This is a genomic window from Streptosporangium sp. NPDC000239 (assembly GCF_040300765.1).
GTDB lineage: Bacteria > Actinomycetota > Actinomycetes > Streptosporangiales > Streptosporangiaceae > Streptosporangium.
Genome location: NZ_JBEPEI010000022.1, coordinates 90,022 through 104,096, shown reverse-complemented (window position 1 = coordinate 104,096; position 14,075 = coordinate 90,022). Strand labels below are relative to the sequence as shown.

The following is a 14,075-nucleotide window of genomic DNA, read 5'->3' as shown; positions in this document are numbered from 1 at the left end:
CGCGTGAAATCCGCGTGTCCGGCTCACGTAGGGAACATGCCGACCTGGGAAAACGGGACGCGCCCTCCCGGTGTCAGGTACCCGGTTCCAGCACGAAGACGGGGATCACCCGGTCTGTCTTCTCCTGGTAATCCGCCCTTCCCGGAATACCTCATGCTTCCAAGCTTCCATCAGGGCAAACAGCCGCTGTTGGGCACCCGCCCTCGACCACGCCCGCATTTCCAGATCAGTACGGCGAAGCAACGACCGAATTCCAGTTGGGGCGGAAAACATGAGCGACCGCCCCTCCCGCAGGTCGGCTCCGAAATCGGTCCATGATCAGCGGCACATAATCGAAAGCCGAAACAGGCTCTGTGACACACATCACAATGAAGGATTCATCTCCGCCGACTGCCGTGCCACACCCTCGAAACCGCAAGTGACCAGCATCAACGGACCGGCACGGATTCCCTTTTATTCCGCAATGTCGCGCTGTGTCACAGGAGGCATACTTTCCACCTGTTGACCTTCAACGTCAACTGAATCACGATCCACGGTGATCGTCCTTTATTCGCTTCCTGATGTGCGAGGCCCTTTTTCCGGGGTCCGCTTCAGCATGCCCATGAAAGGAGCGAGATGCGCGTTCGGCATAAACAGGTATGGCCGACGGCACTGGTCACGGGAATCGCGATGGTGCTTCTGATATCCGGAACGGGGGTGCCGGACGGCCTGGTGCAACAGGCCGCTGCCGCCGTACCGGATCCCGCGCCCTCCGTCGAGGGACGCGCCGTGCCAAAACCGAAGGCCGGCAAGGGCGCGGAGGCGACCACACCGGTGGCCAAGCCGAAACCGCCGACATGGCCCAGACCAGGCAGCGCCGAGGTCGAGGTGAGGACCGCCCTGACCAAGGCCGGTGAGTTACCGGTCCGCGTGGGGACGGGTTCTGGCAAGGGCGTCGGCAAGGTGAAGGTCCAGACGCTGGCCCCTGACGTGGTCCGCAAACTGGGCGGTGTGGGAGTGGCGGCCCGGATCGAACGGGCCGATGGGAGCACCGCGCCGGGCAAGGTGCGGGTGGAGCTCTCCTATGAGGGGTTCAGAGACGGGTTCGGTGGCAATTTCGCCTCCCGGCTCCAGGTCCTGCGGCTGCCCGCCTGTGTGCTCCAGACGCCGCGTTCGCGCGCTTGTGTGGTACGCCCCCAGGTGGTCAAGGCCAGGAACGACCTGAAGGCGGGGGTGCTGGTCGCCGAGGTGGAGGTCGGCACGACCTCGCCCGCCAAGACTCCGGCGGCGCCGAAGGGCGACAGGAAGGCCGTCGCGAAGGCGGCCTCCGACGCGACGGCGGCCCAGCGGCTGGCCGAGGGGTCGGTGTATCTGCTGGCGGGCGGAATGACCGGTCCGGACGGCAACTTCGGCGCCACCGACCTGAAGCCTTCGGGCACCTGGCAGGCGGGTACCTCGGGCGGGTCGTTCAGCTACGACTACCCGCTGCCCGAAGCCCCTTCCCCCGCCGGTGACGGCCCGGACCTGTCGTTGCAGTACGACGCCTCCTCCCTTGACGGGCAGGGCGACTGGACCAACAACCAGTCCAGTGTGGTCGGTGCGGGCTGGGAGCTGAACGCGGGCTTCATCGAGCGCAGGTTCCACCGGTGCGTCGTGGACAACCTGTACGACGAGGAGTCGAATCTGGTCTGGACGGCCTACGAGATCGGCAGCTACGGCAAGGCGTTGTGCTGGGAGTCTCCGGACGAGAACGACGGCGACTCCTCGACCAACGACAGGACACAGTCGGAGCTGGTGCTGAACGTCGGCGGCCGATCGGCGCAGATCGTCAAGGACCGGGTCTCCGGACTGTGGAAGACGGTGCCGGACTTCGGTTGGAAGATCGAGCAGTTGCCCGGCGGGGCCGACAGCCAGGAGTACTGGAAGATCACCTCCGACACGGGTGAGGTGTCGCGGTTCGGCTACCGCAAGGACGCCCAGTGGCAGGTGCCCTACGTCGGCAACGACCCCGGTGAGCCGTGCTACGACCGCTACTACAACGACGCGGTACCGCCGACCTGTACCGGGGTGTGGCGCTGGAACCTCGACCAGGAGATCGACACCGACGAGAACGTCATCGACTACACCTACAACCGGGAGACGAACTACTTCTGCCTGCCCAGCTGTGCCCACGAGCTCTACCGGGTGCTGCCCTACGACCGGGGCGGGGCGCTGGCCAAGGTGGAGTGGGGGCACAACACCCAGGTGGCCGGCAGTGTGCCGACCGCCCGTACCGTGTTCACCACGGCGGACCGGGGCAGCCCCGACGTGCCGACAGACCTCAAATGCGACACCGCGACCGGGTGCGCCAACGACGCGATCGCGTTCTACACGACGCGCAAACTGGCCTCGGTGCTGAGCGAGTCGCTCAACGCGGCCGGGAGCGGCTGGGACTCGGTGGCCCGGCTGGACCTGAACCACACGTGGGTCTACACGCGCACCGACTTCGGCTCGCCGTACGACCCGGTGTTGTGGCTGGACACCGTGCAGCACACGGGTCTGGCCGGAGGAAGCCAGACGTTGCCCGCGACCGACTTCGACGCCACGCTGCTGGCCGGGAAGATGTCCTACGACGACATGTCGGACTGGACGAACCTGTTGTCGTGGCGGATGGTGCCCCGGATCGGGGCGATCGCCAACGGCATGGGCGGTCGCGTCGAGGTCGCCTACGGGCAGGCCGATCCGTGTTCCGGCGGCAAGGGCCGTGACGGCACCAACTACTTCAACGACCACGTCGGCGACTGCTACAAGATCGACAAGAGCATCGTCGGCAACGAGTACTGGACGGTCTACTACAAGCAGCTGGTGACCAAGGTCACCGAGAAGGACACCGTCGCCGCCTCCCCCGACATGGTCAACAGCTACGAGTACCTGGGGACGCCGGGCTGGGCCTCACCGGTGGAGTACGCCCAGCCGGACCTGTCACCGCCGGCGACCGACTGGCGCGGCTACGCCACCGTGCGCACCACCCAGGGAACCGGTACGAGCCCGGACGACTTCACCGTCACTTCCGCGACCTTCCTGCGCGGCCTGGGCGGGACGGTGACGAACTTCGAGGACACCACGGTCACCGACGTCAAGGCACTGCAGGGCAACGTGCTGCAGGAACAGACCTGGAAGCTGACCTCGCTGAGCCCCCGAACCTTCGCCGAGGACTCCTCGACCCGCTACGAGTACTCGGTCGTCGCGGCCGGGACGGGCCCCGGGATATACGACCCGGTCAAGGTGCTGACCACCCGGAAGCGCAGCCGGGAGGCCGTGAGCGGCGGAGGGTGGCGCTACACCGACGAGAAGACCGCCTACAACGCCGACGGCCTGCCGAACAAGATCAACGACTACGGCCAGGACGGCGTCGCGAGCGACAACACCTGCGTCTCGGTCAGCTACGCCCGCAACACCGACCCCGGCCAGTGGATGATCGACTACCCCTCGGTGACGGAGAAGCGATCCGGCGACGACTGTACGGCGGGCACCCTGATCGGCAGGGCGGTCACGTTGTACGACGGCGGCTCCGACCCCGCCACCAACAAGCCCAGCGACGGCAACGTCACCGAGACCCGCTCGTACGTCAACGCGACCACCCCCTCGGTGGCGAAGGCGACCTACGACGAGTACGGCCGCACACTGACCACCGTCGACCCGCGTAACAAGACCACCACGACCTCCTACAGCCCGGCCGTCGGGTGGCCGCACACCGGCGTCACCGTCACCAACCCGCTGGGACACACCGCGACCAGCAAGTTCTCCCACCTGCACGGCCAGCCGCTGTCGGTCACCGACGCCAACAACAAGAAGGCGGAGACCGACTACGACGCGTTCGGCCGCGCCACCATGCTGTGGGGCCCCGCGCAGCCACGCAGCGGCGGCACCCCGACCGCGACCGTCGCCTACGAACTCACCGGTACGGCACCGAGCAAGACGACCGTCAAGAGGTTGCTGTCGGGCACCGGCTCGGGCGCCAAGTGGCTGACCACGCACACCTTCGAGGATGGCCTCGGCCGTACCCGTGAGGCCCAGGGCACCTCCCCGGCCGGAGGGCGAGTGGTGACGGTCAGCATCTACGACCCGCGTGGCCTGGCCTCGGCGGTCTCCGACCCGGTGCACAACGCCTCGGCGGCCGGGTCCGGTCTGCTGAATCCGGCGTTGACCGACCTGCCGCAGTGGTCGAAGACCGTCTACGACGCCTTCGAGCGGCCGGTCGCCGACATCGACTACCACCTGTCCACCGAGCTACGCCGTACCACCACGAACTATCCCGGGGCCGACCGGATCGAGACGATTCCGCCGGTCGGTGCCAAGACCGTCAGCCTTCAGGACGTCTTCGACCGCACCGTCAAGGTCGAGGAGTGGGTGGACGCCACCGTCCACAACGACACCTCCTACGTCTACGACCTGAACGGCAACCTCACTTCGATCACCGACGCCAAGGGCAAGGTGCGGACCTTCACCTTCGACTGGCTGGGACGGCGCACCGCCGCCGTCGACCCGGACTCGGGAAGCTCCTCCTCCGGCTACGACCTCGCGGGCAACCTGACCTGGAACATCGACGGCAAGAACCAGAAGATCTCCTACACCTACGACGACCTGAGCCGCCGCACGGCGCAGTGGGCCGGGGAGGTGAGCACCGGCACCAAGCTCGCCGAGTGGACCTACGACACTCTGGCCAAGGGCCTGCCGGTCGCCTCGACCCGCTACACCGGAGGCCAGGCCTACACCCAGGCGGCCACCGGCTACGACGCCGACTACCGCCCCACCGGCTCCAAGGTCACCATCCCGGCCTCCGAGGGCGCGCTGGCCGGAGACTACGTCTCCACCTTCGCCTACGACGCCGCAGGCGACCTGATCGAACAGAACGTGCCCGCGGCCGGTGGCCTGGCCGCCGAGAAGCTCACCTTCGGCTACACCGACCTGGGACTGCCCAAGTCGCTCACCTCCGACTACGGCGGTGGCTTCACCTATGTCAAGGACACCACCTACACCGCCGTCGGCCGCCTGAACGAGCGTCTGCACGGCGCCGGAGGCCAGGTCAAGCGGGCCCTGACCTGGGACGGGACGACCGGTCTGCTCAAGCGGGTCTCCACGATCGCCAAGGCCGACACCGCCACCCCGGTCACCGCGCAGGACGACGAGTTCTTCTACGACACCGCCGGTGAGATCACCCGCGTCCTGGACGCCGCATCAGCGATCCCGGGCGGCACCGCCGGGCAGTCGGAGTGCTACACCTACGACTCCCGCCGCCGCCTGAGCGTCGCATGGACCACCACCGGCGCCTCCTGCACCTCGGCCGCCGACGGCCTGGGCGTCGACCCCTACGACCAGACCTACGCCTACGACACCGTCGGCAACATCACCACGCTGACCGACAACGGCCAGACCGCCACCTACACCTACCCCACCGGGACGGTCAGGCCGAACGCGGTCACCTCCATCACCCGCCCCGGCGGCACCGACACCTACACCTACGACAACGCCGGGCAGCTGACCGCCCGCACCGTCGCCGGGAAGTCGGGCACCTTCGACTGGGACGAACTCGGCCAGCTCACCAAGGCCGTCGTGGACGGCGCCCAGACCTCCATGGTCTACGACGCCTCAGGGGAACGCCTGATCCGCCGCGACCCCGACGGCAGCAGCACCCTCTATCTCGGAGGCGCCGAACTCAAACTGGCCGGCGGAGCGGTCGCCGGCAAGCGCTACTACACCGCCGCCGACGGCTCAACCGTCGCCCTGCGCACCTCGACCGGCGTCATCTGGATGCTGTCCGGCCTGCACGGCAGCAACCAGATCGCCGTCAACGACACCACCGGCCAGATCAGCCGGGAACGCTACCTGCCCTTCGGCAAGCGCCGCGGCACCGACGACCTGCCCTTCACCGACCGCGGATTCCTCGGCAAGGTCGAGGACGAGTCCACCGGCCTGTCCTACCTGTCGGCCCGCTACTACGACCCGTCCATCGCCAAGTTCATCTCCACCGACCCACTGCTGGACCTGCGCAATCCACAGTTCGCCAACCCCTACAGCTACGCGGGCAACAACCCCATCGGCTTGTCCGACCCCGACGGCCGCGCCTCCTGCCGCCCCGGCGACTGCCCCACCAAGAGCGCCATGAACTGGACGAGGGCCCACGCCGAGAAGAACAAGAAGAAGAAGGCAAAAGCCCTGAAGGCCGCCCACAAGAGCGACCAGGCCGAAGCAAAGATCACTCAGAAGCACGACAGGGAATACAAGAAGTCCGTAGCGAAAGCAAAAAAGATAAGCAAGTCGAAGAAACCGGCAGCTTCCTGCATCGGGTTCAGCTGCCCGAACGGCTCACCTCCCATAACCGCTACCTTCCTGGGGGAGCCGTCCCTGTACGAAACTCTCCTCGCTCGAGAGAAGGAATATTTCGGCCTCTTCTTCGACGACTACATCAACTGTTACAACGGAGACGCGGGTGCCTGCGCATGGGGATTTGTCGGAGCGCTCCCGATCGGCAGGCTCGGACGAATCGCCGGGAAGTTTTTCAGGAAGGGCGAGAAAGCCGTAGAACTCGGCACAAAGGCCGGAAAATCCTGCCGGCAAAGCTTCATACCGGGAACCAAGGTCCTGATGGCCGACGGCACCAAAAAGCCCATCGAAGACATCAGGGTCGGAGACAAGGTCCTCGCCACCGATCCCGAGACCGGCAAAACTGAGGCCAAGCCCGTAACCGCCCTTATCAGTGGCAAGGGTGAGAAACAACTCGTAACAATCACAACCAGCACCGACGGCGGCAAGTCTTCATCCCTGACCTCCACTGCGATACACCCGTTCTGGGTCCAGTACGGCCCCGGCTGGGTGAACGCCGACCACCTCGCCTCGGGCATGTGGCTGCGCACTTCCACCACTGCCCATACCCGGGTAACCGCAATCAAGCACTGGACCGCCCAACAGCGCGTCCACAACCTCACCATCGCCGACATCCACACGTACTATGTGCTGGCGGGGGATACGCCGGTCCTGGTTCACAACGCTGGACCCTGCGGGCTTGACCCGAATGCAGCATCGTCGTCTGGAATGCTGCCAGATCGCGGCGGATACTCAGTCGCAGGACGCGCACTTCAGAAACATGCAGGGAGGGATGGAAATCCAAATGGGTGGCCCACACCTACTGGACGACAGAACTCTGAAGCATGGAATAAGACTGGCCAAGATATGCTCGACGAGTTCCTTACCAATCCTGGCACTACATCGGTCAACACACGTGGGCGCGTGGGTGGCCAGTGGCAGGATGTGATAGACATGCGCCTTCCCGACGGTCGCGGGGCCAGGTTCACCCTCTCAGGCAGCTTCGTGACGTTCTTGGACTAGGAGAAGAGAGTGCCTCACGAGACATTCGAGGGCAGACTTATAGAGGTCATTGACTTTTTCGATACAAAAATCGAGGAACGCGTAATAGAATTCCGCGATCCAACCCTATGGAAGCACGGGTCCTTCCTCGCCATCTCCCTTCGCGAAGGGAGGGAGTGGCGAGACGCCATGGTAAGCATCGACCCCCAAGTTGGCGATATTCCTGTTCGCCTAATACTCTGGACAGTCAAGATCGCAAAAGAAATAGTTCTTTAGATGTGAATTTGAACACCCCTGGACCCTGATAGGGCTCCAGGGGTCGTTTGACGATTACAATTTAGGAGGCTTATTCATAAGGGGTTTTGTCGTTGTTCTTGATCATGGGGCTGCGCGGGGGCGGTGGTCCGAGTTCCTCTGGATTTGAGTAAAGGATTGATCAGGCGACGAAAAGGCAACGGTTCCTGCCGTGGAATCTCGGGGTGTCAAACAACGAGAGACGGAGGAACCGTTGGACTTCCCGCATATTACCGACCTGAGTCACGCGTAACTGATTGAGCTGCGGAGATTGGTGCGGGAACAGGTCGGTGACGTCGTCAAGCCGGGTGGGAGGGCGGCATGACGTCGGGTATCGCGCGGCAGAGCTGCGAGGCCGTACAGCGGGTCCACTCCGGCTGGCTGGTGTTCCACAAATCGGGGACCGGTCTGTGGAGCGCCTACCGGAGCGTTCTGTTCGGCAGGCCGGGTCCCGGGGACGTGCTGCTGGTGCGGGCCGGGTCGGCCGAGGAGTTGGACCGAAAGCTGGCCGCCCAGGTGTCTCCGGCGGTGCCGTCGAGCATCCGGGCCATGGCCGTCGCCCGCGCCCCCCAGGCCAGGACCGTCCGGCTCCCGGGCCGTTCAGGCCGTTGTCTCAAGCCGGTCTACGGCGTTGCGCAGGTTGCTGCGCTCCTGAAGCCGGTACGGCGGGCGGTGGAAATTCATCCCACCCGCTGCCCGCCGTACTCAAGCGTGCGGCTCAGGTAGGAGGGACCCGGGCCGCACACCTCCGCAGGACGGCTCCCACACACGCCCGGGACATGGCAGGGCGTGTTGGGGAAGGGGGAGTCGTCTGGCGCACCGGCCTCATTCGTGGGGCCGGTCCTCCTCCAGGGTGCCCGGCCGTCGTGCTCCCCGGCGGTGTCCGTGACGGCGTTGGCGGGGGAGAGGAGGGAGGTGAGCAGAGCGGAGGCGAGGAGGGCGCTCATAGGTCGAACGGTCCCCGGCCAGGACCACGAGCGCGTGAAATCCGCGTGTCCGGCTCACGTAGGGAACATGCCGACCTGGGAAAACGGGACACGCCCTCCCGGCGTCACGTACCCGGTTCCAGCACGAAGACGGGGATCACCCGGTCTGTCTTCTCCTGGTACTCCGCGTATGCCGGGTACGCGGCGACCGCGCGCTCCCACCACTCGGCCCGCTCGTCCCCGGTGACCTCACGGGCCGTCATGTCCTGGCGTACGGCGCCGTCCCGGAGTTCCACGCGCGGGTCGGACCTGACGTTGAAGTACCAGTCCGGGTGACGCGGGAAGCCGCCCTTGGAGGCCACGGCCGCGTACCGCCCCTCGTGCTCCACGCGCATCAGCGGGATCTTACGAAGCTTGCCGCTCCGCGCGCCGCGCGTCGTGAGGATGACGACGGGCAGCCCCGTGTCCCAGAGCGTCGTCCCCCGCGTGCCGTCCGAACTCTCGTACAGCTCGACCTGTTCGCGTATCCACTGAGCCGGACTCGGCCCGTACTCGCCCTCAAGAGGCATGATGGCCACCCTGTCGTCGCCTACGGATGATGCCGCGCGGTCCAACTGTCGCATCGCGGGCGGCCCGTTTCGAGTACCCCGCCCCGCGACGTCACCGCCCCGGCCGAGGCGGGGCGGCGGGTTCGAGCCCTCTGCCGATCCGGGCGCGCAGGGAGTGCAGGGCCTGCCGGAGCTCGGCCGGTTCGATGTCCGTGATGTCGGCGTCGAAGGTGAGGAGCAGCCCCGCCAGCCCCGGCCATGACCACGCGCCGAGGGTGAGCCGGCACGTGTTCTCGGTGTCGTACTCGACCGTCGATCCACCGGGGGCGAACCTGGCGACGGTCGAGGCGGGCAGGGCGAGGACGGCCGAGCCACGGCACTGCCATTCGGCGGCGGCGTCCCCACGGTCGTGCGCGGTCATGACGAAGGCGACGGGATCGCCGTGCGGGATGTCACGCCGGACGAAGGGGGTGTGCGTGGGCGTGTGCGGCGTGAAGCGGTCCACGCGCATCGCGCGCCATCGGTCGGCGTCCGGGTCGAAGGCGACCAGGTACCAGCGCGCGGCCCAGACCACGAGGTCGTGCGGCTCCAGCGTGAGCGTGACGGGTTCGCCGTCGCCGGTGTAGTCCACGCGGACGAGGTGCCGCCGGTTGATCGCGCTGCCGACGGCGCGGACGATCTCGGCGTCGATCGGTGGCGCGGGGAACTCCCAGTAGTTGCGGGCCGAGGAGACGGTGAACGCCTCCGCGTGCAGGCGGCTGCGCGTGGGCATCGCCTGGTGCAGCGTGGCGAGGGCACGGGCCGCGTTCTCGCGGATGCCGGACAGGACCGTCGGCACGGTCTGGAGCGCGACGGCCACGGCGACGGCCTGGTCCTCGTCGAAGACGACCGGCGGCAGGCGGGTGGCGTGGCCGAGCCGGTACCCGCCACCCGCTCCACGGACGGCCTCGATCTCGTACCCGAGGTCCCGGAGCGTGTCGATGTCGCGCCGTACGGTTCTCACCGACGCCCCGAGCCGGGCGGCGAGCTCCTCGGCGCTCAGGGTCGCGCCGATCCCGAAGATCGACAGCAGCTTGAGCGCCCGCGCGGAGGTGGTGGCCATGATTCCTCGATTCTCCCCCGATAGCGGCCACTCGATGGCAACTACGCCGACGACGGTGGTCGACATGACCCATTCCCCGAGCCCCCGAAAGGGCATTCGCACCATCGGGGCCGTTCCGGCACCCGTCTCCGGCGCCGCGCTGTTGGTGGTGCTCTTCGGTTCCTTCATGGACCTTCTCGACGCGACGATCGTCACCGTCGCGGCCCCGGCGATCGCCGAGGACCTGGGTGCCGGCGACGCCCAGATCCAGTGGACGATCGCCGCCTACGCCCTCGCCTTGGGCGCGGGCCTGATCACCGGTGGACGGCTCGGTGACCGTTACGGCCGCAGGCGGCTGTTCATGATCGGACTGGCCGGGTTCATGGTCACCTCGGCGCTGTGCGCGCTGGCCGCCGATCCGGGGACGCTCATCGGCATGCGCGCCGGGCAGGGACTGACCGCCGGGATCATGGTCCCGCAGGTGTTCGGGATCATCCGGGCGTCGTTCGCCCCGGCTGAGCGTGCCAAGGCGTTCGGCGCCTACGGGGCGGTCCAGGGCCTCGCCTCGGTCGCCGGCCCGCTGCTGGGCGGGCTGCTCGTCGACGCCGACCTGTTCGGCCTGGGCTGGCGCACGATCTTCTGGATCAACGTGCCCGTCTCGATCCTGGCGCTCGTCGTCGGCGCGAAGGTCCTGCCGGAGTCCCGCTCCGCCTCGACCGCCCGGCTGGACCTCCCCGGCGCGCTCCTGGCGGCCACGGGCATCCTTCTCCTGCTGCTGCCGATCGTCCAGACCGAGGCATGGGGATGGACCTGGGTCAGCTACGCCCTCCTGGCGGCCGGAACCATCGTGCTCGCGATCTTCCTCGTCCACGAGCGCCGCCTCACCGGACGCGGGGACGAACCCGTCTTCGACCCGGCTCTGCTGCGAATCCGCGCCTTCACGGTCGGTCTGGCCGCTTCGGTGCTCTTCTTCGGCGGCATCGGGTCGTACTTCCTCACCCTCTCGGTCTACCTCCAGAACGGAACCGGCCGAACCGCGTGGGAGACCGGCCTGGTGATCCTTCCGTACGCGCTCGGCTCGATCGTCACCTCCGGCCTCGGCGTCGCCCTCGCCGCCAGGGCGGGCAGAACGCTCCTGGTCACCGGCTCGCTCACCGTCGCGGCCTCCCAGCTCGTCCTGTGGTCCTTCGTCAGGGACGGCGACGATCCCGGGTACTGGCTGCTCGCCCTCGCACTCCTCATCGGTGGCCTCGGGCTCGGTCTCGCCGCGCCCATTCTCGTCAACGTCGTCCTCGCGGGCGTCCCCGGCCGCGACGCGGGCGCGGCGGGCGGGGTGCTGTCCACCGTCAACCAGATCGGCGGCGCCGTCGGCATCGCCGTACTCGGCACGGTCTTCTTCACCTCCGTCACCGGTTCGGCCACCGGAGCACCGGGGCTGCCCGAGTACGGCCACGCGCTTGGCGTCGTCCTGATCGTCTCCGCCGCGCTCTACCTGGTCACGGCACTCGTGATGCTCGCCCTCCCGAAAACCACGGTCGAGCACGCCGAGTAGGAACCCCACGCCATCCACGGCGGGGGACGGTCGGGTCAGCCGCAGCAGCCGCCGCCCTGGGAGGCTCCGGCGGTCGCGCTCACGGTGGCGAGGGGAAGCGGGGTGGGCAGCAGGCCGCCGCTGATCCCGGTGGCCAGGCCGACCCGCTGTTCCTGGGCCTCGGCCAGGCCGGAGGAGCACACGCCGGTCTCGGGCAGGTCGAGTTGGACGTCCCGGGCGGCCTGCCAGTCGCCGGCCAGCGCCGCGACCACCGAGCGGGCCTGCTCGTAGCCGGTGGCCAGCAGGAAGGTCGGGGCACGGCCGTAGCTCTTGACCCCCACGGCGTAGTAGCCGTCCTCCGGGTGGGCCAGCTCGTCGGCGCCGTGCGGCGGCACCGTGCCGCAGGAGTGCGCGTTCGGGTCGATCAGCGGCGCGAGGGCCCGGGTGGAGCCCAGGACCGGGTCCAGGTCGAGGCGCAGCTCACCGGCGATGGTGTGGTCGGGGCGGTAACCGGTCGCGCTGACGATCCGGTCCACCGTGACGCTCCGTTCGTGGCCGGACGGGTCACGGCTGATCACCCGCACCCGCTCGCCGTCGCGTTCGACGGCGTGGGTGAAGAAGCCGGTCACCAGGCGGATGCGGCCGCTTTCGACGTGGGCGTGCAGGCGGGTGCCGAGCGCTCCCCGCGCGGGCAGCGCGTCCGCCTCGCCGCCGCCGTACGCGCGGGTGGCGTCGCCCGCGCGGATGGCCCAGGTGATCGGGGTGTCGGCCAGCTGGGCGAGGGCGAGCAGCGTGGTGGCGGCCGAGTGACCGGCGCCGACGACCAGGACGTGCCTACCGGCGTAGCGGTCGTGGTCGGCGCCGAGCACGTCGGGCAGCGCGTGGTCGACCAGGTCGGCCGCGTCGGCCTCGCCGTACGCGGGCAGGCCGGACGCGCCGAGCACGTTCGGGGTGACGTAGGTGCCGGAGGCGTCGACGACGGCGCGGGCGTGCAGTTCACCGCCGTCGGCCAGCCGGATGAGGAACGGCGCGGCCTCACGGCCGGCGGTGCGGACCCGGTCGTAGCCGAGCCTGCTGATCGCCGTCACCTTCGCGCCGGTGCGAACCCGGTCACCGAACAGCTCGGCCAGCGGCGCCAGGTAGTCCTCGATCAGCTCAGCCCCGGTCGGCAGCCACTCCGGGTCGGGGGCGCTCCAGCCGCTGGCCTCCAGCAGACGGCGCGCGGCCGAATCGATGTCGTACTTCCACGGGCTGAACACCCGGACGTGACCCCACCGGGCCACCGACGCGCCCACCCGCTCGCCCGCCTCCAGCACCACGAAGTCGAGGCCCCGCTCGGCTAGATGAGCCGCCGCGGCCAGCCCGACCGGCCCCGCACCGATGACCACGACGGGCAGGTCATCGAGCCGTACGGCCTGGCGACCGGCCTCCAACTCGACGGTGGTGGGACCGCAGCATCCACTCATGGTGCCTCTCCTCATCGTTCACACGGGCCGTACCGGTCCGCGCTGCTTCGAAGCCTGTCTAAGTAGCCTCGTCGACAGGATGCCCGAACACTTAGAGGCATGTCAAATTAGAGGTGTGTCTAATCAGGAGATGTGTGAAGGTGGTGCCACTCAACCCCGGGCGCGCAGATTGCGGGTGAGCGCGGCGATGGCCAGGAAGGCGGCAGCTGACCTGAGCGAACGCGTGTGCTTGATCGCTTGCGGCGGGCCGGTGATCACTGCCGCTACGTTCCGAGCAACCACTCCATGACAGCTAGGGACTGCTCCAGTGCGGCCTGGTACAACGCGGGCCGGACCTTGGCCAGGTCCCGGCGAATCGCGACAGCTTCTTCGATGGCGGTCAGGCCTTCCGCACGCCGCTCCAGATCTCCCAGGCGGACCGACAGGTTGTTCAGGCTCGTGGCGAGGTCGGGTAGGTGGGCGTCGGGGTGTGTCCGGGCCAGCTTCCGGCGGATGGCGGTGGCTTCTTCGATGGCGGCCAGGCTCTCCGCACGCCGCTCCAGACCCCCCAGATCAACCGACAGGTTGTTCAGGCTCGTGGCGAGGTTGGGCAGGTGGGCGTCGGGGTGTGTCCGGGCCAGTTCCCGGCGGATGGCGGTGGCTTCTTCGATGGCGGTCAGGCCCTCTTCCCGTCGTCCTAGACCCCCCAGATCAACCGACAGGTTGTTCAGGCTCGTGGCGAGGTCGGGTAGGTAGGCGTCGGGGTGTGTCCGGGCCAGTTCCCGGCGGATGGCGGTGGCTTCTTCGATGGCGGTCAGGCCTTCCTCGTGCCGTCCGAGATCTCCCAGCCGGATCGACAGGTTGTTCAGGCTCGTGGCGAGGTTGGGCAGGTAGGCGTCGGGGTGTGTCCGGGCCAGTTCCCGGCGG

8 protein-coding genes are annotated in these 14,075 nt (G+C 67.9%); 4 read left to right on the top strand and 4 right to left on the bottom strand.

The annotated features are described in order from the left end of the window. Nucleotides 1–669: 669 nt before the first annotated feature. The 3 genes from ABT340_RS36460 (at nt 670) to ABT340_RS36450 (ending at nt 8,343) form a co-directional block, all read left to right on the top strand. A complete protein-coding gene (locus ABT340_RS36460) occupies nt 670–7,344 on the top strand; it encodes a polymorphic toxin-type HINT domain-containing protein (protein WP_352015471.1) in 6,675 nt (2,224 codons plus the stop codon). Nucleotides 7,345–7,353: 9 nt separating this feature from the next. Further along, nucleotides 7,354–7,599 (top strand): hypothetical protein, encoded by a 246-nt coding sequence (locus ABT340_RS36455; protein ID WP_352015470.1) that lies wholly within the window; start codon nt 7,354–7,356, stop codon nt 7,597–7,599. Nucleotides 7,600–7,938: 339 nt separating this feature from the next. Then, a complete protein-coding gene (locus ABT340_RS36450; RefSeq protein WP_352015469.1) occupies nt 7,939–8,343 on the top strand; it encodes a hypothetical protein in 405 nt (134 codons plus the stop codon). A 325-nt stretch (nt 8,344–8,668) separates the two neighbouring features. On the opposite strand, the gene ABT340_RS36445 is transcribed toward ABT340_RS36450, so the two are convergent. After that, nucleotides 8,669–9,112, bottom strand: a complete 444-nt coding sequence (locus ABT340_RS36445; protein ID WP_352015468.1) for a nitroreductase family deazaflavin-dependent oxidoreductase — start codon at nt 9,110–9,112, stop codon at nt 8,669–8,671. A 91-nt stretch (nt 9,113–9,203) separates the two neighbouring features. Next, nucleotides 9,204–10,193 (bottom strand): helix-turn-helix transcriptional regulator, encoded by a 990-nt coding sequence (locus ABT340_RS36440; protein WP_352015467.1) that lies wholly within the window; start codon nt 10,191–10,193, stop codon nt 9,204–9,206. 64 nt (nt 10,194–10,257) lie between these two features. On the opposite strand from ABT340_RS36440, the gene ABT340_RS36435 reads away from it, so the two are divergent. Beyond that, nucleotides 10,258–11,724 (top strand): MFS transporter, encoded by a 1,467-nt coding sequence (locus ABT340_RS36435; RefSeq protein WP_352015466.1) that lies wholly within the window; start codon nt 10,258–10,260, stop codon nt 11,722–11,724. A gap of 35 nt (nt 11,725–11,759) precedes the next feature. Here the strand turns inward: ABT340_RS36435 and ABT340_RS36430 are convergent, their stop codons facing one another. Together ABT340_RS36430 and ABT340_RS36425 are read right to left on the bottom strand one after the other, a co-directional pair. Next, nucleotides 11,760–13,169 carry an FAD-dependent oxidoreductase gene (locus ABT340_RS36430; protein WP_352015465.1) on the bottom strand — a complete coding sequence of 470 codons (1,410 nt, stop codon included), beginning with the start codon at nt 13,167–13,169 and terminating at the stop codon, nt 11,760–11,762. Nucleotides 13,170–13,432: 263 nt separating this feature from the next. After that, nucleotides 13,433–14,075, bottom strand: a 643-nt coding sequence (locus tag ABT340_RS36425) for a tetratricopeptide repeat protein (RefSeq protein WP_352015464.1), incomplete at its 5' end; no start/stop codon positions are given.